Consider the following 22,331-nt stretch of genomic DNA (forward strand, 5'->3'; position numbering starts at 1 on the left):
GGTGTATTCTTAAGTTTGATAAAAAACAAATATTGAAATTCATTCGCCTTACTATGTAAAAAAGGCTTTATACCCATCTTTTGGGTGTTGTAATAAAGGAATGAAGAACTGGAGGAACATATGGTTACTAAGTTGAAACAAACGGATAACTACTTCCCACATTTCCTATTGCTATTCATTGTGTTTCAACCAATTTTAGATTTATTAACATCTTTTTCAATCTATATATTACACATGAACGCAACAGTTGGAGTTGTAGTCCGTTTCGCCTTTATGCTTCTTGCATTAGGATACCTACTTCTTCATCACAAACAACAAGATGCGAAAAAGTACATCCTCTATTTATGTTTACTCGGAATCGCACTCGCAATCGGTCTTGTAAATAATATGATGGTTAAATCTCCAGTTTCATTTGGAGAAGAAGTTAAATTTATCTTAAAGAGCATATATCCAATTGTGCTACTGTTTGGATATATTATCGCCTTTAAAGAGCTAAAAAATAAAGAGTATGTATTTCATAAAATCATTACATATTTCTTATATGCAACTTTAATTTTAAGTATCACAATGATTGTCGCAATGCAAACTGGAACAGATTTCCCAAGCTATCCTCACTCAAAAATCGGTTCAAGAGGTTGGTTCTTCGCTGGAAATGATTTAAGTTCTCTTTTCGCCATTATGTTCCCAATCATTGTCTTATATTCGATACATAAAACAACTTCTTTCTCGAAAATATATTACTGGATTCCAACAATACTTGCGATGTATGCAAGTATTATGGTCGGAACGAAAGTCGGATATGGCGCAATTGTTATTACATTAGGCGTAGCACTTTTCTTCTCATTCATTGAATACATGATAAATCGTAAAAAAGAAGGAAAAGGATTTACACATATTGTAAATACCATTGTTGCCGCAGTTATACTAGGAGGTTTAATTGCTCTTACACCGCATACTCCTATCGCAAAAAATATGGGCATTCACATGCAAATATACGAATACAAAAAATCAGTACAAGAAGAGAAAGATCGAAAAGAAGGAAAAGTAATTAAAGAAGATCCAGAAGATGCAAAAAAACATGCAAAAGGTGAACTTACAGATTCTGAAGTGAAAAGTTTAATTTATAGTGATCGCGACAAATTCTTAAAAACATACAAACAATACTATAAAGACGCACCGCTTTCACAAAAACTATTCGGAATGGGTTACGCTGGTAACTACACAGATAAAATTAAATTAATTGAAATGGACTTCCATGACCTATTTTTCGCCTTTGGCATTGTCGGTTTCCTTATTTACCTACTACCACTTCTATACTTTGGTATTAAATTATTCATCCGCATGATCACAAACTTTAAGAAAATCATGAAAGTAAAGTATATGCTATTAGCGAGCACACTCGTTCTATCACTTGGCATTGGTTTTATGTCTGGCCACGTATTAACAGCGCCAGCCGTTAGTATTTTCTTCGTTGTTATACTCGCTTATATCATTGTTGATTTTGAAATTGAATAGAAAGAAGGTGCTACGAAATATTAGTAGCACCTTCTTTTTTATTTAATTAATGTTTTACGTACTCTAAGCTTTCTTTTGCAATATACGCTTCAGTTACAGTAGGATTATCTGAAATAACTTTAATCCACGCTTTTCCATTTATTATTTCTTCACCAGTAACTGTGACAACTACATTTGTATTCAAACGATACAGTCGCTCATTTGATATACTAGGATTCTTTTTCACTTCTACGTTATTCATCACACGTGCAAGTTTATACTTGTTGTATTCTTTTTTACCTAAATAAGAATCAAAACGGTTCATATGCCCCGCTACTTTTTTACCCCAGTTCGCATCAGATGCATATTTCGCATTTAAACCAGCAGCTTTATCACCTGTATATGTTGCTGTATAACGCCAATGTCCTGGATTTAAATATCCTTCATTCATGTATAATTTTGCTGCATGTTCAATACAATCTTCTTTTGAATTAAATGCTTCCCCGTTACCATATGGACTATCGTCTGTTGCTTTTAAACCAAATAAATTATTTTTATCTTTTGCAAGAGCGCTTGTTCCATAATAACTTTCATGGATTGCTAATGAATATAAGAATAATGCATTTACATTATACTTGCTTTCTACTTCTTTAAATTTCTTTCCTAAACCAATTAATGGAGAGTCTGGCTTAATCGATTTCACATAACTATCTAGTTGTTCAGCTGTATAATTTGTTTTCGAACGTAATGATAAATAATTGAAATATTGATAGAAAGTTTCATCTCCAAATGTTTTTCCATCTACACTATACATTTGCTGTCCTTGCTTCATGAAAGAAGGTGCCACACCATATCTAAATTCTGTATATCCAGGTGAACTTGTATTATATGTATAATATTTATGGTATAAATATCCATCTGATTTCACATAATAAGACGACTGTTTCATTTCATTTGTAGGAATTAAAGTGATTTCATTCTTCTTCACATAACCTGTCAAACCAGAAAGTTGAACTTTCACACGATCTTCGCCAACTTCTAAAACTTTCAATTCTGTTCCATACTGAATATACGTATATACTGTTGACAAATTCTCATCATAAATATTAATGATGTTTTGCCCAGTTATTCTTTTCGCACTTGCAAAACCATCTTTAATCCATAAAAATTCGTTCTCGTATTTTACCGCATTCATACCTTTATTTTGAGCAGCCGTAACTGCTTCTTTATACGTATTATAGCGCTCTACTTCTTGCTCTGTTCCGTTTTCTCTTACATTTGTCACAACATATTTCTTAGTTTCTACAGGATTGCTATTTCCGTTTTTTTCAATCGTCTGAAGCATACGATCCAACATAGCTGAAGCCATCCCTCTTGTAGCTGATAAATGTGGTCTAAATGTATTATCTTCTGGATACCCTTTAATAATTTGAGTAGCCACCATAACTTGTACATGCTCTTTATAGTTAATACTATCTTTATCAGTAAAGGTAAGCGGACTTACAGCTACTTTAATATTTTTATAGTCTAACGCTCGCTTTACCATTATCGACATTTCTTCACGTGTAATCACATCATTTGGTGAGAACGTCTCGTTCGTACGACCATTAATAATTTTCGCTCCATATGCTCTACTTACACCATCATATAAACCGTAAGTCTTCGGCACATCCTCGAAATTCGAATCAGCTTTCGGTAAATTTAAAGACCTTGCTATGAATGTAGCAAACTCTGCTCTTGTTACTAATTTATCAGGCGCATATACATTCTCACCATACCCCATTAAAACTCCTTTAGTAATAAGTGAGCGCATATGCGTCTCAAACATATGTCCTGTAATATCATCATTTGCCGCATAACTTGAAATAGGAGTTAAAAGTAATGATCCCGTTAATGCCACTGCTGTTATACCTTTTGAAAAAGTCTTCAAGGTTATCCTCCTCGTAATCTACGAATTTATTATCACAAATTTGATTATATAATAATCACAATCATTTTAGCATAATAAATAGGAATTAAAATAAAACGTTTTTATAATTATAATTTTCATTAAATTCAAAACAAAAGACACTTTACTTTTTTAATAAAGTGTCTTTTTCCATATGATCAATGAGTTTCTTTGTTGCCTGTTTGCCTTGCAACCGAAGCTCATCTATTATTAATTGTAACTCTTGCTCCACAGTTCCTTGTTGCATTAATTGCTTTTTCGCAATTTCATATAAATACTGCGCACTCCATTCGCCATCCACACTTCCTATAACTGGCTGATTCACTTGACTTAAAAACGAATCAATTTTCGGATCGTACGAAATCCCGACCATTGGAGTTTTGGCTACAGCAGAAAAAACAAGTGCATGAAGACGCATACCAATTAGTAATGAACATTGTGATAAAATGAATATTTTCTCGTCGATATCCATTTTATATGGAAGCATATACGTCTCTTCTCCCATTAAGTCTACTACTTCACGCGAAGCTTTTTGATCAAATGGCTCATGCATTGGAACAAATAGAATTTGGTATCCTTCTTGCTTTAATTTTTTTAATGCCGTAGCTAATTTTTTTACATAATCTTCTTTTGAATTCCAATAACGCACACTAACCGCGATTACTTTTCCATGTATCGAATGCTTTTGCAACCAATCCGATTGTTTTGTCCGTTTCCATGTTAAAACAGGGTCTGGAACAATTTCAATATCGTTTTTTATGCCAAGTTCTTTTAAATATAAAAACGAATCTTCATCTCGAACTGATACATAGGAAGCTTTTGACAAGTTCCATTTTACCAATAGACGATTATATCCTTTTGTAATTGGACCTATTCCTTGTGAATAAATATAATATGGCTTTTTTAATAATCGAGCGAGTCCCATAATACCCGTATAATATAGAATACTCTTCGTACTTGTCTGATCTTGAAGAAGGCTCCCGCCACCGCTAATAACTCCATCACTGTTTTTGATTGCATGATAAACAGCTTTTATATTCCAGCGATCTACCGATTCTACACCATACCTTTCCTTTGTATATTTAGAATCATTTGATAGTACTACTAGTTCTATATCCGGGTTCTCTTTACTTAACGATTCAATAATTGATTGTAGAATCGCCTCGTCTCCAACATTATAAAAACCATAATATCCTGATAAGACTAAACGCACCCTAAATCTCCTCCAAAACTAGGTAACCGTTTATTTCATCTAACATAAACTGGTACCCATTCCTTACCTAAACACTTAATACCCTACATAGTTTCCTCTTTATCAGCTCATATGAATTTTAATAAAAAATTAAATTTCTATATTTATCTTTTCAAAAATGGTATTTTTTTCATTGATATCCATTTTAATTTCAAAGCACATACACCATACAAAATGGTTGTAATACTTAATGCTATACCGCTGAATAATAACGTCATAATTCTTGAAGATGTAACATCTATCACATTACATAGTTCATACAATCCTAGTCCGAAAATACATGCTATTGCTAGCACACCGAAAAAGTTTTTGAAATGAATAGAATAGGCAATATAGCTTCGAATATACAAATGATTTACAATACAAATCAATACGTAAGTAATTAATGTACTATACGCCGCTCCATCTATGCCAAACTTCTGCACTAACATAATGTTTAACACGACTTTCACACAACTCGCGCCAATAACAATCCATGCAGCTTGTGCAGAACGATTAATCCCCTGTAAAACACCTATTGATAATACCATAACCGCAGTAAAATACGAACTGCCAATCATAACTGTTAACATACTACTGCCTTTTACGTCTGTGAACAATCCGACATTTAACGGTACTGTTAATGCCATCAACCATACTGTTAATGGTGCTGTCAAAACATGCGCTAGTCGATTTGTATTTTGAATTGTTATTTTCGCCAAATTTATATCTCTTTTGGCCAATGCGGAAGTTAAGAGTGGTATTAACGGAAATACAATTGCACTTGCAAAAATAACAATTATTTGCGTGAATGCAAAACCGCGACTGTATATTCCAAATTGTTCTTGAATTTCTGTTGATGATCCTTGTAATACATGCGGTATTGTAAGCGAGTCTACTAAATTTAAAAGCGGCATTGATAAAGCTCCGATAGCGATTGGGATCGATACCCGCAATATCTTTTTGCCGTTTTCTCTTAAATCTCGGAGCGAATAGGAATTGCTTTTATTGTAGTATGGACTTCTATTATATTTTATACGCAAATATATAAGCGAACTAATGACTCCAAGAAAAGAGCCAACCATCGCACCACTAGTAATAACAGTATTACTCTTATCCCACGATACTAGTATGTAAGCAATTATTAACATAAAAAACACACGGACAAATTGCTCAATGACTTGTGATACTCCTGTTGGTTTCATATCACCGAAACCTTGGAAATACCCTCTATACACCGCCATGTATGGCGCAATGAGTAATGCTAATGAAGTAATAAGCAACGGCATTCTAGTTTCTTGTCCACCGAGCATATTTGCAATTTCAATAGAAAATAATACAATGACTAAACAGCCGAAAACGCCAAATGCTATCCCTATAATTGACGCTGATTTAAATAATTTCGCAATTTCCTTTTGCTTATTTTTTTCGTTCAACTCTGCAATTAGTTTCGAAATTGCAAGTGGAACTCCGGCTACCGATAATGTAAGAGCAATCATATATACAGGAAAAACAAGGCGGAAAATACCTAGCACTTCATCTCCTGCAATATTTTGTAATGGAATTTGAAAAAAACTACCAAGCAATTTCGACAAAAAAGTTGTAATGGTTAAAATTGCTGCTCCTTTTACAAATGTTTTATTCATATTTTTTCTCTTTTCTTTTATACATATACTCTCAAACATATTGTTTTAAACGATAGGGATTCACTTTATCCCATTGGTTATCATAACAAATTTATTATAGGTTGAATACTTGGTTTTTTTTTCAAAATAGAAAACAGAACCAATTCAAACCTATCTCTTCACAATCTTTTTCTAATTCCTTCCATTATATATATGTACACATTATAACCGTTTCTGTTACGCAAAAAGAGCTCTTCCTCTCTATCACTGCGATACATATTACTAAAAACATTATAAGAATATCCCACAACTCTACATTATAATTTATGTAAAGTTGTGAGATATTCTAATTGCCATCTAAACACTTAAGATTTTCAATTGCTCTTTCTGTTCATCGCTTGCCATTACTACAATTGTTTTTTCAATACTTGGATGTACTTGCTCAAGCTTTACACTTGCCCCTACTTTATTTGATTGCTCAACAAAATTTAATAATGCCATAGCTCCTGATACATCCATATAACGCACATCTTTCATACGTAATACAACTGGTGACTTCACATCTTGTAAAGTAGAGAAAATACGATCTACTGATAGGAAAGAGAGCGGTCCTTGAATTGTATACGTTTCTTCTCTTTCTTTTACGATAGAAGTTTTACGTTCTTTACATTTCACCATATATATGATGAACGAAAGAATAATACCGAATGCAACGGCAATCATTAAATCGAACTTCACCGTTACAATCATCGTTACGAGCATAACAACGACATCACCTTTAGGAGCGACATGCATCTTTTTCATGCTTTCCCAATCGAACATTCCAATACCAGTTAAAATTAAAATACCTGATAATACAGCAAGTGGAATATATTGTACGACCGAACCAAGACCCATAATAAAAATAAATAAGATAACACTATGCATACATGCCGAAAGTGCCGTTTTACCACCACTTCTTATATTCACAATAGATCTTACAGTCGCACCTGCACCTGCTAATCCGCCAAACAATCCGCTCATCATATTACCGATACCTTGTCCAACAAGCTCTTTATTACTTTTATGACGCGTACCAGTCACATTATCCATTACGACCGATGTTAACAACGAGTCAATCGATCCTAATAAAGCAATACTAAGCGCTGGTAAAATAAGTGCTGCTATTCCTGTTCCACTTAAAGATGGAATATGAAGCGTAGGCATCGCTTCTGGAATGGTTCCAATCTTTTCAATTACTTTATTTAGTGAAAGATTTCCGATAATCGGTAACTTTACTGCAAGTCCTTCGAGTAGAGAAGAAAATAAAGGAAGCAAAGCTGTCACACCGACTAGTGCTACTAAACTAGACGGAATCGCCTTAATCCATTTGCCAGAAACAATCATTACAATAATCGTTAACACAACAAGTAGAAAACTATTTTGTACATGCTTTATTTCACCTAAAATAATGATTAATGCAATACCATTCATAAATCCTGAAACGACAGGATACGGAATATATCGAACGTAAGAACCGAGCTTACATACACCGAATAAAATTTGAAATAATCCTGCCATCATAAAGGCAATAAAACTTGCCTCTAACCCGTGCGTCGCAATAACTCCAGTTGCGATAACGGTAATTGGTCCAGTTGGCCCCGTTACTTGCCCAGGTGTCCCGCCAAATAACGCTGCGAATAAACCTGCAAAAATCGCACCATATAATCCAACAAGCGCTCCCTCAGACGTTCCTGTCGCGGCAATACCAAATGCAATCGCAAGTGGTAACGCAACAATCGCAACAGTAAATCCTGCTAAACATTCCTTTGCTATTTTTTGAAACATAAAAAAACCACCTTTGTATAAAGTCCATGTTCCATTGTACACCTAAAAAGATACATTCGTTAGCTCACTTTTTACATTCTCGTGACGTAAACGGATTTAATGAAAAGTTTCCCCCTTATCTTTGGAAACAATTGCAACTATGCTATAATGAACAAATTAAATCTTTTACTATATACTTGGAGGCACTATGCTAACTTTTGAAGAAAAATTATCGATTATTGAATCTTTCCCAGAACTAGAAAGAAAGAACGTATCATTAAAACGTGTAAACTTCCACTTTGAAGAAAGTCGTTTAGATAAAAAGAACGTTGTATTTCATTTACACCCAAATGGAAATGGATTTGTGTATGCAAGCGGTATTAAAGGTTACAAAACGGATGATAAAGGTATGGTTAACATCCGCGAGTTTTCAGCAGAAGAGTTACGTTCAGTAATTGAGAAATCAATTGACCTTCTATCACAAGAAGAAGTAGTAGCACCTGTAGAACCTGCGAAAGAAGAAGAATGGCAGAACGAAGATGGTCATATTCTTACTCTTATTTCAGAGGATGACATGTGGAACGTGTACGCTGGTGTAAACTTAGACGGTACATTCAACTCTTATCCAGAAGCTGCGGAATACCTTGATGAAGAAGGTTTTTCACGCAAATAAAAATAGAAACCTATTTCATTCAACGACTTTTATAGTAATCAAAAAAGACACTTAAGGTGTCTTTTTTTGTTATATAAACTCCTTTCTCACACTATCTCTATTAATTTTCATAAAATGATTCAGAGGAGGTTTATATGAATACAACTGCTAAATTAATAAATTGGAAAGAACATGGCGATATGATTATTCTAGAATGTGAATTAAATGGAAAACGCTTCGAGATATCAACATATAAACAACGAATATATAATGCACACCTTTTATCAGCTGACGTTTATATTCGTTTAGATTCATCTGATAATATAATTGGAATAAATATCTATAAAAAGTAAGAAAAGCCCCCTATTCCGTAAGCGGGCTTTATCTTTATTACAAAATGTTAGAGTATACTCTCTTTTTTTTCATACAGTTTATGTAATTATACATATTCATTAAAAAATACACTAAATGAATATTACATGTAGTAAAATATAACTTGTGGGCACGTTCTATAAAGCAGATTCTTTTAAAAGGCGTAACATATCAATTATTATAGGGGATGTGGCGTCACTTCGATATTGATCTCAAATCTCTTGTCTTTTGTGAACTAACAATCTAGTGTATATAGACGATTCTGCTTTATAGTGTGTGTTTACACTCATAACAAAGGGGTAATGGTAATACGGATAGATTCCGATTCGTATGAAATGAAATGGTTCAAGTCGGAGAGAGGCACCTTAAGGTGTCTTTTCTTTTTGGACATTACATCCATTTTGTTTTTCCACCTTATTTCAAATGCGCTAATTAACCTTCACCAAGAAGAAATGAGAATTAAGTAAATATAAAGTGATTGATATTTACTTAATTCCCAACCTCTACAAAAGAACAGGACATTTAAGAATTAACAAAGATATTGTTTCTTCTGTTTAATCTCTTACAGAAAAAGAGACGAAAACCCCATAGATATGGGGTATCCTTCATTTTCTATTTTTTCGCACCTTTCAGTGACTCCCTCAGCACAAACTTCTGCAACTTCCCGCTCGCATTACGAGGGAGTTCATCTACAAATAAATAATGACGCGGACGCTTATAATCTGCTAATTCGTCACTTTCTTTGCAATACGTTTCTAAATCAGCTTCTGTTATTGTTTCATCTTTCTTCACAATAACTGCCACCACACGCTCTCCCCATAATTCATCTGGCTCACCAAGTACCGCCACATCTAATATACCGTGATGACTATGAAGGAAATCTTCAATTTCACGAGGGTAAATATTTACACCACCGCTAATTACCATATCATCAACGCGATCTGCAACGAATAAATAACCATCTTTATCGAAGTATCCTAAATCACCAGAATGATACCATCCTTTATACATCGATTTTTTATTTGCCTCTTTGCGATTATGATAGCCAGCCATCATAGTTGGGCCACGTAAAATAATTTCTCCCACCTCATAAGGAGGTAATACATCATCTGGTTCTGCCGGTGCCTCCTCGTTCGGTTTCACAATACGAACTTCGTGGCTAAAGCATGGCGTGCCTGCTGAACCAGCTTTCGTAATTTGATCCTCCTCTACGAGAAACGCAACAACTGGTCCCATTTCTGTCATTCCGTATATTTGAACAAGGTCAATATAAAGACGTTCTTTACATTCCTTCACTAACGCCGGCGCCATTGCCGCTCCGCCATATATACCAATTTTCATTGAAGTTAAATCATACTGAGTTAAATCTTTTTGCAACAACATATTCCACATCGTCGGTGCTGCAAAGAACGTCGTAATCTTTTCTTCTTGAATCGTATGTAATACTGTTTCTGTATCAAAATGATGCAAAATAACATTCTTCCCGCCAACTTGAATGCGTGGTATGATTCCGGCATTTAATTCACCACAGTGATATAAAGGCGCAACAACAAGCCCCACACTATCTCTATTATATTTTAGGAAATACGTACAAATCATACTATGCTCAGCCATTTCACGATGACGATGTAACACACCTTTCGGATGACCTGTCGTACCGCTCGTATAAAGCATAGAACAAAAGTCCATTTCATCAATTTCGATATTTACTTTCTCAGGAGATGCTGCATTCACTTTTTCATGGTAGGAACTTGCATAGGAAGGTTTATCGTTTTCTATAGACCAAAAAGATGTATTTGGAAAATCTCGTTCAATGATAGCAACAGTTGACTCAACTGCTTTTTCAAAGACAACGACTTTCGAGGATGCGTCCTGAAGAATATAAGATACTTCTTTCGCCTTTAAACGAAAGTTAATTGGGTTAAAAATCGCACCAATTTTCGCACAAGCTAAGTAAACGTTTACAAATTCATGGCAGTTATATAAGTAAACAGATACCGTATCTCCCTTTCTTACTCCGTCTTCTAATAAAGCGTGTGCCGTTTTATTTATTTGTTCGTCCCACTGTTTATATGTCCAGCGAATATTTTTTTCAGGTTCCACTAACGCCTCTTTATTCGGATACTTACCAACAGATAAATCAAAAATTCTCCCTATCGTCATGTACATGCCAACAATTTCCCCCTTTTCTCTTTCATAAATCTATCATTTCGTCCATAAGTAGACATTGTCCTTCAATGTTTTGACTAATTTTTCTGATTATTATCGACATAGTTTTACAACACGTGCAAACCTTTGGTACATGAAATTATATTGGCGATTTTTCAAATATATCGACCGCAATTCAATTTATAGCAGCGATTTTTCGAATATATCGCCTTACTGACAAAAGCTGACAATATAAAAAAGAGAGTGTTCCGATTTGGAACACTCTCCTTCTTATACAAATAGCTCTTCTAAAATTTTCAGTTTATCTTCTGTATATTTTACAAAGCCATCGTTATATGATTTTGGATCTTTCGGATTTGCGAAGTGCGTAATTGCCCCCGTCTTCGGATGAACAAATTTACTTGATGCACCGCAACCAAGTCCGATAATTGATTGTACTTCTTCCATAATGACAATGTTGTAAATACTTTCTTGCGTCGGCATTGCATAACCAACGTTCTCTAAGTTACCTAAAATATTCTTTTGACGATATAGGTAATATGGTACGTAATTATGCTTTTGCGTCCATTCTTCTGCTTCGTGCATCATCGCTGTAATTTCTTCGCGACCTGCTACTTTATATTTACGTTTGTTTTGCGTCATTTCAGAAGCACGTTTAAATGATAACGTATGAACTGTTAATGATTCTGGCATTAACTTTTCTGTTTCATCTAACGTATGCTTGAAGATATCTAACCCTTCACCAGGAAGACCAATAATTAAGTCCATATTAATATTGTTCATTCCCATTTCACGAGCTAAATGGTATTTCTCAATTGTTTCTTCTACAGTATGGTGACGTCCAATTGCTTTTAGTGTCTCTTGATGATATGACTGCGGATTAATACTAATACGGTCAATGTTCCATTTATTTAACACTTCTAGCTTTGCTGGCGTGATCGTATCTGGACGACCTGCCTCAACTGTTACTTCACGTACATTTTTCACGTCTGGGAACGCTTCGTACATTTCTTCATACAGCATATCCATCTCTTCTGCTGTAATACTTGTAGGTGTACCGCCGCCATAATAAATCGTCGTAACTTTCACACCTTTTTCTTTTAAAAACTTACCAATTTCACGAACTTCATAATGTAAACCACCTAAGAACGAATCAACAGACCCTTGGCGTCCATTAATCGCATAAGCCGGGAATGTACAGTATGCACATTTCGTTGGGCAGAACGGAATACCGATATAAATACTTACTTCTTCTTTCAAACGGTATAAATCCGGAACAACTGCTAATTGGCAATCAACAATGCGCTGAAGAAGTTCAATTTTCTCTTCATGAATTAAATAACTTTCACGAAGTTCTTGATGCGCTTCTTCCTTTGACATACCATTTTGAAGCATTTTATGAAGAAGTTTCGTCGGACGTACTCCCGTTAAAATACCCCAGCTTTGTTCAAGTCCAGTTAACTGCTGAAGAACAGAAAGATATACATAAGAAACAACGTGCTTCACTTGCTTCATACGCTCTTTTTCATCTGTGAAAGCAGATAAATCTTTCGAGAATGTTTCTTCATACACATTTCCTGTGCTAACATCCGTTAATCGAGCGGATGCTTTCACATTATCCTCAATGTGTATATCAACGATCAGATTCGCTTCCTCTTGTTCAAATCCAATCGTACTATCTTCAAAAAATAAGCCGCCAATATTTTGTAGCGGACGTAAAAAACGATCATCTTGTAACGTTTTAATTGAAATTAACACATTATCACCTTTTCATTTGCAAACTCTCTTTAGTTTACTTGAAGGGCGTTTACAGGTCAATACAGAAGGTTTTACCTGTTTTTCTTACATTTTTTCAAATAATTCTTTTTATATGAATATCGCTCATGTATATAGACATCATGATTTTCTCTTGTTAAAATTTATTAGTGTTAAAATTGATACATAGTGAAAATACAATATAAAAAGGAGGAATGTTAACACTAGATTCCATAATCTAATGTGTTAAAAACAAATATGAAAAAGAAATTTTATAGTGTTTTAACTCTCTCTCTTGCATTACAAACTGTTCTTGCACCTACTTATTCATTTGCAGAGAGTGCTGAAAAATCCGCCGAAGTATATACGGAGGATCAAGTTTTTAAAAGTATTAAAGAGCATGTTAATGAGCATAGTACTCATGAAGAAGATATCGAGGTTACTGGTCAATTCCTACTATACACTTCAAAAAAACATTCATTATATACCGCGAATGATTTAAAAAACAAATCGAATATCGAGATTACAGAACAAGTCGTAACGGCGACAAAGAAAAAAGGAAATGCTTACTACATAACGACGTCAACTGGCGCTGGATGGATAGATAACAATGATAATAGCTTAGAAGTTCAAGAGATTCATAAACTATCTAACCAAAAATTAATCGTAAAAGAAGAAGCTTCCATACATGCACTTCCGTTCCAATCGTTTAACGAAGAAGGGAAACTACAGCCACAAGTCATTACTCCTACTGAACAAGCTGGAAATTGGTTTAAAGTCCAAATAAATGAAACAGCAAAATGGATTTATGCACCTTCTGCTACATTTGAAGGTACAAAAGCTTCATTATTAAAAAACAGTCGTACTGCTAAAAATAGTTTATTGAGAGCTCCGGAAGCTCTACAAACAAACAATATTTATGGCGTTACATTTAAAGAAATGATTGTCCCAAAAGGAAATGACGATATTCGCCCTGGCTACCCGATGGTACCTAAATATATTACGATTCACGAAACGGCTAATACAGCGAAAGGTGCCAATGCTCTAAATCATGCAAAATTCTTAGATAATCAAGCACGCGGAACAGCTGATCGCGCCGCATCTTGGCATTTCACAGTAGATGATAAAGAAATTTATCAACATCTTCCAGTAAATGAAGTTGGATGGCATGCTGGAAATAAAACTGGAAACTATGAATCTATCGGAATTGAAATTGCCGTTAATCAAGATGGAAACTATGAAAAAGCGGTAGAAAATGCCCGTAAATTGGCAGCTTATTTAATGAACGACTTAAATATTTCTCTAGATAAGGTCCAAAAACACCAATTTTGGTCAGGAAAAAACTGCCCTGCGTTTATGATTCAACGCGGACAATGGAATGCTTTCTTAAAAGGAACTGAAACATACTATAAGGAAAACCAAAAAAATCCCGTAACTGATGACATTACAGGTGGATGGTATGAACAAGACATTCGTCAATTAGCAGCTAGAGGCATTATGCAAGGAGAAGGGAACGGCAAGTACTTCCCAGAACGTCTTGTAACGCGTGCTGAATTTGCTACACTAATTACTCGTGCTTTACAATTACCAAGTGGAAACGCTAAGTTCACAGACTTAGAACAAGTACACCCATCTTTAAGAGACGGTATTAATCGTGCAGCAAGCGCAGGCATAATCCGCGGACGTGGTGATAATACATTTGATCCAAATACTACAATTACACGCGAAGAAGCTGTTATTATGATTGATCGTTCTCTAAAACACGCTGGTATTTTTGCAAAACAAGTTGAACTACCATTCGTAGACCAAAACTTAATTTACGCTAAAGAAGAAGTACAAAGAGTGTATGGATATGGAATTGTAAAAGGTAATGAATTTAATCAATTCGTACCAAAAGGACCATCACAACGTGCACACGCAGCTGCATTTATAAACAGAATGCTTAGCGTAATTGAAGCTTAAAATATTTATCTGTATTAATTTAAAAGGCATCAGAGATTGTATAATCTCTGATGCCTTTTATACATCTTTTAACTATTTTTAGCCATGAATCTTAAACGTATTCCTAGTAACAGAAGCATAAAACCGATGAATGGAACGTAATTCGTATTGTGTCCTGTAGCTGGAAGTTGTTGATTATTAGAAGAACCTTGTCCTTTTTCTGGTAAATTAGGTTTTTCTACTCCCTCACCTGGTTTTTCTGTTCCTTCACCCGGCTTCTCTGTTCCTTCACCTGGCTTCTCTGTTCCTTCACCCGGCTTCTCTGTTCCTTCATCTGGCTTTTCTGTTCCTTCACCTGGCTTCTCTGTTCCTTCACCTGGTTTCTCTGTTCCTTCACCTGGCTTCTCTGTTCCTTCACCTGGCTTCTCTGTTCCTTCACCTGGTTTTTCTGTTCCTTCACCTGGCTTCTCTGTTCCTTCACCTGGTTTTTCTGTTCCTTCACCCGGCTTTTCTGTTCCTTCACCTGGTTTTTCTGTTCCTTCACCCGGCTTTTCTGTTCCTTCACCTGGTTTTTCTGTTCCTTCACCCGGCTTTTCTGTTCCTTCACCTGGTTTTTCCGGACCTTTTTCTGTATCTTTTTTATTTGTAATTTGAAGCTTTACAATTTCAATTTTTTCATTAGAAATCGTAAATTTCATTTCCTTATTGGATAAAGTGTATCCTTCTGGCGCTTGGATTTCTTTTAAAGTGTAATCTCCTGGTTCTAACTTCTCAGAAGTCGCTTTACCGCTCTTGTTTGTTGTTAATGTGTCGATTTTTGTTCCGTCTTTCCAAATTTCAAACACTGCGCCTGCTAAAGTTTTATTTGTATTATTGGCATCTACCTTTGTAATTTCTAATTGACCTGTAATTTCTTCTTTCACTTTTTCATTCATAACTTCTTGTTTTACTACTTCGTTCGCTATAACATTTACTTCTACTGTTACTTCTAACGCCTTATAACCTTCTGGCGCTTTTGTTTCCTCTAACGTGTACTTTCCTGGCACTAAGTTTTCGAATTTCACAACACCTTCTTTATTCGTTGTTTTCGCTTCTTCAACTACTTGACCAGCTTCGTTCTTTAATTTAAATTCTGCACCCGCTAGAACTTTTGCACTCTCTGCATCCTTTTTGATTACTTGTAAGCTTCCTAGTTCTTTTGCGTTTTCTACTTGTACTTCTACTACTTTGTTTGCTTCCACAACGACTTCAATTTCTTCTTTTAACAACTTATATCCTAGTGGTGCTTTCGTTTCTTTTAATGTGTACTTTCCTGTTTCTAATTTCTGTGAAACTACTTTACCAGTTTTATCTGTTCGTAACGTATCTACTTTTTTACCATCTTTATACACTTCGAATTCTGCGTCTGATAATACTTTCGTTTTATCTTCCGCATCTACTTTTACAATTTCGAATTGACCAAGACTCTTACTGTTCGTTACTTTTACATCAACAACTTTTTCACCGTCAACTGTTACATGAATTATTTGTTTTGTTAACTCATAACCTTCTGGTGCTTTTGTTTCTTCTAACGTATATTCACCTGGCACAAGTCCGTCTACTTTAACCGTTCCAGACTTATCTGTTGTAATTCCTTCTTTTACAACATTTCCTTTCGCATCGTTCAATGTAAATTCTGCGCCTGCTAAGCGTTTCGTTTGATCTTTATCATCCATTTTAATAATTTGTAGAGAACCTAAGATTTTTTCGTTTTCTGCCTCTACTTTTACTACTTCTTTCTCGTTTTGAATTGTTACTTTCCATTCTTTATTTGAAAGCTTGTAGCCCGCTGGTGCTTTCTTTTCTTTCACTGTGTATTCACCTAGCGGTAATTTCGGTGACATCACTTTTCCACTCTCATCTGTTTTTAGTTCTGCTACCTTTTTACCATCTTTATACACTTCGAATTCTGCACCTGATAACAATTTCGTTTTATCATTCGCATCTACTTTCATGATTTCGAATTGACCCATTACTTTTTCATTCATGACTTCTTGTTTTACTACTTCGTTCGCTACAACGTTCACTTCTACTGTCACTTCTAGCGCTTTATAACCTTCCGGCGCTTTCGTTTCCTCTAACGTGTACTTTCCTGGCACTAAGTTTTCGAATTTCACAACACCGTCTTTATTCGTTGTTTTCGCTTCTCCAACTACTTGACCAGCTTCGTTCTTTAATTTAAATTCTGCACCTGCTAGAACTTTTCCACTCTCTGCATCCTTTTTGATTACTTGTAAGCTTCCTAGTTCTTTCGCATTTTCTATTTGTACTTCTACTACTTTGTCTGCTTCCACAACGACTTCAATTTCTTCTTTTAACAATTTATATCCTTGTGGTGCTTTCGTTTCTTTTAATGTGTATGTTCCTGGTTCTAATTTCTGAGAAACTACTTTACCAGTTTTATCTGTTCGTAACGTATCTACTTTTTTACCATCTTTATACACTTCGAATTCTGCATCTGATAATACTTTCGTTTTATCTTCCGCATCTACTTTCACGATTTCAAATTGACCCGTTACTTTTTCGGAGATCTTTTTATTCACCACATCTACAGTCACTACTTTATTAGCCTCTACATCAACAGAAACTGAACTAGATGATAATTCATATCCTTTCGGTGCTTCTACTTCTTTTAATGTATAGCTTCCAACTGGAAGTTGTTTCGATAAGGCTTCACCTTTATCATCTGTAACAATTGTTTCCACAACTTTCCCATCTTTATCGATAACATCAAATTTTGCACCTGGTAGAAGTTGACCAGATTCACTATCTTTTTTCAATAATTTAAATTGGCCATTCTCTACTTTTCTCGTATTCTTCATAACAAGTTCAATTACGTTTGTATTATCAATTGTTACTTTGACTGGTGTATCAACTTTTATATATCCTTCTGGTGCATTTATTTCTTTTACAAAATAGTCACCAAGTGGTAAATCTTTAACTTCCGCAATACCCTTTTCGTTTGTTGTAACAGTAGCCACAACGTTATTATCTTTGTCTATAACATCAAATTTTGCATCTTTTAAAACAATGTTTTCATCATTTTCATCAACTTTTTTAATTTGTAAATGTCCTTTTTCAGCTGCTGGCTTATTCCACTTTGGCCAGTTAAATTTAAAGTTATGAACCTCAAAACCATCTCTTTGGTGTAATCCTCCAACATAGGCTTGTCCATTAATAGAACCACCTTTTGTTTCTACAACTGCATTAGGTGCAAACACACTACCTACTACACCATAACCTTTAGTTGTTATCTTTGTAGCATTAGGAAATACCCAAATTACCTTACTAGCTAACTCAGTAAAAGATGAATTAGGATCGTATGCTTGAGATGTATTAATTAAATCCGTCGCCATCCCAGTATTTCTTGTATCATACAAAATTGCACCGCCACCAAAACTCACTTCTTCTGCATCTGAATAAATAACAATAAAGTCTTTATTCTCTACATTCGGAAGAAAAACGTCTTTTACATCAAATGTTTTCTTTCCAGTTTGGCCTGAAGAGACATAAATATTAGGGTTATTTACATCTTCACCGATGCCAAAGCTCATATTAGGTTTTGACTTATCAGTCTGTAGTTTACTTGCATCCCCGATTACACCATCAACGTCTTTTCTAAATTCTTTAAACTTAGCATCAATCTCCGCTTGCTCTTTATAAGAGATACGGTCATATGATGTTTTCATTGCGCCATCTGGGTCACCGTCTTTTGTCATCGCCACTGTTCCATCTTGAATAATTACTTGTCCTGCTCCCGCTTTCGTAAATTGACCGCCTAGTAATAATGATGGATATCCTTCATCTACCCAAGTTGCTCCAGCTAAGTTATTTGCTCCAGTTGCAGCCGCTACGACTGTATAACTTGATGCGTTCATATTTTTCTGAACAGCCATCGCACCTTCAATATCCGCACTCGTTGCACTATGATCTCCAAAAATGATGGCGTTGTAATAAGATACATCACCTAAACCCTTTAATTCTTTTGTAGCTGCCTCTGCTTTAAATGGTAAGTGGATTAAAAAATTCATACATATTAGTAATACAACTATCAAACTACTACTTAACTTTTTAATTTTTTGATTAAATGATTTCCTCAAGAAATTCATTCCCCCTTTTAAACTTCCTAAAACCACAAAAAGAAATACATATCATATGTACCAAACCTTACTCACATTAACTTAAAATAATCCATTTAAATAAAACAAAGAAACACTACAACTACTTAATAAGATTGCTACAATTCATTTTTGAAATAATACGTGAACTAAACTGTCATGCGGAAATACTTTTACGTATGGGAGCCCAATAAAATTAATCTGAAGAATATTTCATGTGGTGTAACTATTTTGGCAACATCATTCACTTTACATTAGTTTTCTAAAGGATTCAAGTGAATTGTATAGATTTCATACACAATTCATATTTTAAAACGCTTTCACTGTTTTTAATAAGATAAACAAAAAAACGTAGCCAAAAAGCTACGTTTTTCTGTCATCGTTTCGGTGTATTTTTATGATTCTTCAAAAACGGAAGCGGGAATTGCTTACGGAAATGCTCTTTAATCATATACTCTACACCGTTTTCACTATTTGAACGTGTGATCCAATCTGCTGCTTGCTTTAATTCTACAGGCGCGTTCCCCATCGCTACCCCAAGTCCCACGTTTTCAATAACCTCTAAATCTTCCATACTATCTCCAATCGCAACCATTTCATTTAGCGAAATATTTAAATGCTCTCCAAGCAATTGTAATCCACGTAACTTTGATACATTTTGCGGTAAAATTTCTATTCGTTTTGAATCACATTCAACATACTCTACATCTTGGAATGCTTTTCTTAATGTGTTCAGTCCTCTTTCTTTTTCACCTTTACTTTGGAAAAGAACATCAATTTTTGGCGCCGCTACCGGATGGTCCCGAAGCGCATCACCTAACGAATCTACAAATTGAACTGGATAAAATAACGGATCTGCGCTTGATAATACAGTGCGCGCAATTAAGTTTGGTGTATTTCTCTCACGATTTCCTATCGAAAACCGTTCATGAGAAATACGTACGTTACAATCAAAGTGCTCTAACACTTGCACAATGTTAAAAGTCTTCTCTTCAGACAATCTTCTTTGAACGTACGGCTTATCTAACGTTGCTGAAACGAAAGCACCACCATGTGTCACTAATATAGAATCTAATTTTAACGCCTTTGCTACTTTATGAGCGGATTGAAAATTACGACTCGTAAATAACGTAACGTATACATCTTTTCTTTTCACAAATTCAATTGTTTCTCGTAATCCTTTTGCAATTTTTCCATTGTTGTATAGTAGTGTCCCATCTATATTAAGAGCTAGTAAGCGATAAATCATGTCGCACTCCCCCTCTTCGCTGTTGTACTCTATCCATAATTTATGAAATAAACCCGATAAATAGAACGAGTTAGAATTACTACTGAAAATTTGGTTTACTATATACATATACACTTAGCAAAGGAGATAGTACAATGCAGGCACCTCCTTCTTTTTATGAAGGCGATACGTTAGAAGTCGCAAAAAAATTACTCGGACAAAAACTTGTTCATATTGTAGACGGAATAAAGCGAAGCGGAATCATTGTAGAAGTAGAAGCATATAAAGGCCCCGATGATAAGGCCGCACATAGTTACGGAGGCAGACGAACGGACCGCACAGAAGTTATGTTTGGTGCACCAGGGCATGCTTACGTATATTTAATTTACGGTATGTATCATTGTTTTAACGTTATTACAGCACCAGCGGGCACCCCGCAAGGTGTTCTCATTCGAGCCCTTGAGCCGGTAGATGGAATAGAAGAAATAAAACTAGCGCGCTACAACAAAACAGACATTACAAAAGCGCAATATAAAAACTTAACAAGCGGTCCTGGCAAACTATGCCGTGCACTCGGAATTACTTTAAAAGAACGAGGCTTATCATTACAAAGTGACACATTGCATATTGAACTGGTCCCAAAAGATGAACATATATCATCACAATATAAAATAGCAGCAGGACCTCGTATTAATATCGACTATGCAGAAGAAGCTGTACATTATCCGTGGCGTTTTTATTATGACGGGCATCCGTTTGTTTCAAAGAAATAAACATATGTAAAGGGAGAGACTATGAGAGGCAAACCTGAACTAAAAATAGAATCAGAAAAAGTATATAAAACGAAGAAAAATCCAAATGGAATGTTTATAGCAAGAATACTACAAATTCCGAAACAAGAAGATAAACTAGACTTTGTCCTTATTTTACAAAATAAAAAAACGAAAAATATTATTTATAACAAAGTTTTAGTAACAACAGATAACGACTATTATTCTTTCCGACTCGCTCGTGGGAATATTAAATGGTCATCCTTATATACTGTTACAGTATGGGATGGGCTTGGACATCAATTAGTAGAAGTATCAGCCTTAACTGGTAAAGAGAACTATTCTATTTCTGATGAGCATTATTCCGCATATCGGGAGTAACTCAAAATAAAAGAGAAGCCGAATTGGCTTCCCTTTTTACTCTGCACCTTCCGCAGTTGTAATATTATCCTCTAAATTTTCTCTTGATAATTCAGCCTCCATAAAATCTGCTGTTTCTGGAAGTGCTAAATGCATATGAGCTTTTTGACAAATTTGAATCGTGCAGTTTTCTACAACATAGTCGAAAACATGTCCGCCTCCGCTTCTTTCATCATCAATGTAATGTAAGTGGAATCCAGCTACCCCAATACCTTGTGCATAGTCCGGTGTCCAAAATCCAGCAAGCGTACCTTCTGTATTTTCAAACGAAAAGATTGGTTGCGATTTCGTCACTTCAACGAGTGGTGTATACGGTTTTTCTTGTCTTGGAACAGTTCTCGTTCTTACTTCACGGAACGTACCGTCCATTCGAATAGCGTAAAATAAGTTTTTACTTGGCATTAATTCATGTAATAACGCTTCAACTTCTTCACGATTCATCGGACGCTCTACCTTATAACTCATTTCTTTTTCAAAAAACGTTACAGTCGCAAATGGCGTTGTTTCTTCTGGCTCTACTTTTTCCGCTGAACCGTCTGAACGTAAATGATAAAATCCATTATCAAATGCAATCATTTCACCGTCTAATTGATCAAATGTGCCGATGCCGAAATCACCATGTTTTTTCAAATCTTCAAAGCTAATCACACCATCATATATACCATCTAATAGCGCAAGCATTGTAGATGTTTGATATACTTCATTACTCATTTTCGTTTTTTTTGCATCAATATCAATTAATTGCGCAACAGTCATCTCAAAT

Annotated in this window: 15 protein-coding genes; 6 read left to right on the top strand and 9 right to left on the bottom strand. The window is 35.1% G+C overall.

Translation table 11 applies throughout. From position 1 onward, the window contains the following. The first annotated feature begins 120 nt into the window (after window positions 1-120). On the top strand, window positions 121-1,515 hold the full coding sequence (locus tag N2V92_RS02950) for an O-antigen ligase family protein (RefSeq protein ID WP_016078051.1): 1,395 nt from the start codon (window positions 121-123) through the stop codon (window positions 1,513-1,515). Between the two features lie 46 nt (window positions 1,516-1,561). Here the strand turns inward: N2V92_RS02950 and N2V92_RS02955 are convergent, their stop codons facing one another. From N2V92_RS02955 to N2V92_RS02970, 4 genes are all read right to left on the bottom strand, one after another. Then, window positions 1,562-3,424 carry an S-layer homology domain-containing protein gene (locus N2V92_RS02955; protein WP_000847500.1) on the bottom strand — a complete coding sequence of 621 codons (1,863 nt, stop codon included), beginning with the start codon at window positions 3,422-3,424 and terminating at the stop codon, window positions 1,562-1,564. Between the two features lie 142 nt (window positions 3,425-3,566). Further along, window positions 3,567-4,655, bottom strand: coding sequence for a polysaccharide pyruvyl transferase CsaB (gene csaB, locus N2V92_RS02960; RefSeq protein ID WP_001241600.1), 1,089 nt, complete (start codon window positions 4,653-4,655; stop codon window positions 3,567-3,569). Between the two features lie 143 nt (window positions 4,656-4,798). Then, complete coding sequence (locus N2V92_RS02965) at window positions 4,799-6,319, bottom strand: putative polysaccharide biosynthesis protein (protein ID WP_001044005.1); 1,521 nt, start codon at window positions 6,317-6,319, stop codon at window positions 4,799-4,801. 336 nt (window positions 6,320-6,655) lie between these two features. Beyond that, a complete protein-coding gene (locus N2V92_RS02970; protein ID WP_000486648.1) occupies window positions 6,656-8,125 on the bottom strand; it encodes a SulP family inorganic anion transporter in 1,470 nt (489 codons plus the stop codon). Between the two features lie 187 nt (window positions 8,126-8,312). Here N2V92_RS02970 and N2V92_RS02975 point away from each other — a divergent pair, with 187 nt between their 5' ends. Both N2V92_RS02975 and N2V92_RS02980 read left to right on the top strand, forming a co-directional pair. Continuing rightward, on the top strand, window positions 8,313-8,777 hold the full coding sequence (locus N2V92_RS02975) for a hypothetical protein (protein WP_000954998.1): 465 nt from the start codon (window positions 8,313-8,315) through the stop codon (window positions 8,775-8,777). 134 nt (window positions 8,778-8,911) lie between these two features. Then, window positions 8,912-9,109 carry a hypothetical protein gene (locus N2V92_RS02980; protein WP_001098258.1) on the top strand — a complete coding sequence of 66 codons (198 nt, stop codon included), beginning with the start codon at window positions 8,912-8,914 and terminating at the stop codon, window positions 9,107-9,109. A gap of 631 nt (window positions 9,110-9,740) precedes the next feature. Here the strand turns inward: N2V92_RS02980 and N2V92_RS02985 are convergent. Both N2V92_RS02985 and N2V92_RS02990 read right to left on the bottom strand, forming a co-directional pair. Beyond that, the gene (locus tag N2V92_RS02985) at window positions 9,741-11,297 is read right to left on the bottom strand and encodes a fatty acid--CoA ligase (RefSeq protein ID WP_000281976.1); all 1,557 of its coding nucleotides are present in this window, start codon (window positions 11,295-11,297) and stop codon (window positions 9,741-9,743) included. Between the two features lie 270 nt (window positions 11,298-11,567). After that, entirely contained in the window at window positions 11,568-13,055 is a 1,488-nt protein-coding gene (locus N2V92_RS02990) for a coproporphyrinogen III oxidase (RefSeq protein ID WP_000908777.1), read from the bottom strand. Between the two features lie 255 nt (window positions 13,056-13,310). On the opposite strand from N2V92_RS02990, the gene N2V92_RS02995 reads away from it, so the two are divergent. Then, the gene (locus N2V92_RS02995; RefSeq protein ID WP_016078053.1) at window positions 13,311-15,014 is read left to right on the top strand and encodes an S-layer homology domain-containing protein; all 1,704 of its coding nucleotides are present in this window, start codon (window positions 13,311-13,313) and stop codon (window positions 15,012-15,014) included. Between the two features lie 68 nt (window positions 15,015-15,082). On the opposite strand, the gene N2V92_RS03000 is transcribed toward N2V92_RS02995, so the two are convergent. Together N2V92_RS03000 and N2V92_RS03005 are read right to left on the bottom strand one after the other, a co-directional pair. Next, window positions 15,083-19,141 (bottom strand): SpaA isopeptide-forming pilin-related protein, encoded by a 4,059-nt coding sequence (locus tag N2V92_RS03000; protein ID WP_042597201.1) that lies wholly within the window; start codon window positions 19,139-19,141, stop codon window positions 15,083-15,085. 385 nt (window positions 19,142-19,526) lie between these two features. Beyond that, entirely contained in the window at window positions 19,527-20,399 is an 873-nt protein-coding gene (locus N2V92_RS03005) for a Cof-type HAD-IIB family hydrolase (RefSeq protein ID WP_000640419.1), read from the bottom strand. Between the two features lie 134 nt (window positions 20,400-20,533). Here N2V92_RS03005 and N2V92_RS03010 point away from each other — a divergent pair, with 134 nt between their 5' ends. Next, on the top strand, window positions 20,534-21,151 hold the full coding sequence (locus N2V92_RS03010) for a DNA-3-methyladenine glycosylase (RefSeq protein ID WP_016078056.1): 618 nt from the start codon (window positions 20,534-20,536) through the stop codon (window positions 21,149-21,151). A 21-nt stretch (window positions 21,152-21,172) separates the two neighbouring features. Next, complete coding sequence (locus N2V92_RS03015; protein WP_001214381.1) at window positions 21,173-21,529, top strand: hypothetical protein; 357 nt, start codon at window positions 21,173-21,175, stop codon at window positions 21,527-21,529. A gap of 36 nt (window positions 21,530-21,565) precedes the next feature. On the opposite strand, the gene alsD is transcribed toward N2V92_RS03015, so the two are convergent. Continuing rightward, a complete protein-coding gene (gene alsD / locus N2V92_RS03020; RefSeq protein ID WP_016078057.1) occupies window positions 21,566-22,324 on the bottom strand; it encodes an alpha-acetolactate decarboxylase in 759 nt (252 codons plus the stop codon). Window positions 22,325-22,331 lie beyond the last annotated feature (7 nt).

It is taken from the genome of Bacillus sp. CH_48 (assembly GCF_038008465.1).
GTDB classification, from domain to species: domain Bacteria; phylum Bacillota; class Bacilli; order Bacillales; family Bacillaceae_G; genus Bacillus_A; species Bacillus_A thuringiensis_S.

Bases quoted from the DNA above. Each gene is read 5' to 3' on its own strand.
- N2V92_RS02950 (WP_016078051.1), top strand. From the start codon at position 121: ATGGTTACTAAGTTGAAACAAACGGATAACTACTTCCCACATTTCCTA.
- N2V92_RS02965 (WP_001044005.1), bottom strand. From the start codon at position 6,319: ATGAATAAAACATTTGTAAAAGGAGCAGCAATTTTAACCATTACAACT.
- N2V92_RS02970 (WP_000486648.1), bottom strand. From the start codon at position 8,125: ATGTTTCAAAAAATAGCAAAGGAATGTTTAGCAGGATTTACTGTTGCG.
- N2V92_RS02975 (WP_000954998.1), top strand. From the start codon at position 8,313: ATGCTAACTTTTGAAGAAAAATTATCGATTATTGAATCTTTCCCAGAA.
- N2V92_RS02980 (WP_001098258.1), top strand. From the start codon at position 8,912: ATGAATACAACTGCTAAATTAATAAATTGGAAAGAACATGGCGATATG.
- N2V92_RS02985 (WP_000281976.1), bottom strand. From the start codon at position 11,297: ATGTACATGACGATAGGGAGAATTTTTGATTTATCTGTTGGTAAGTAT.
- N2V92_RS02995 (WP_016078053.1), top strand. From the start codon at position 13,311: ATGAAAAAGAAATTTTATAGTGTTTTAACTCTCTCTCTTGCATTACAA.
- N2V92_RS03000 (WP_042597201.1), bottom strand. From the start codon at position 19,141: ATGAATTTCTTGAGGAAATCATTTAATCAAAAAATTAAAAAGTTAAGT.
- N2V92_RS03005 (WP_000640419.1), bottom strand. From the start codon at position 20,399: ATGATTTATCGCTTACTAGCTCTTAATATAGATGGGACACTACTATAC.
- N2V92_RS03010 (WP_016078056.1), top strand. From the start codon at position 20,534: ATGCAGGCACCTCCTTCTTTTTATGAAGGCGATACGTTAGAAGTCGCA.
- N2V92_RS03015 (WP_001214381.1), top strand. From the start codon at position 21,173: ATGAGAGGCAAACCTGAACTAAAAATAGAATCAGAAAAAGTATATAAA.
- alsD (WP_016078057.1), bottom strand. From the start codon at position 22,324: ATGACTGTTGCGCAATTAATTGATATTGATGCAAAAAAAACGAAAATG.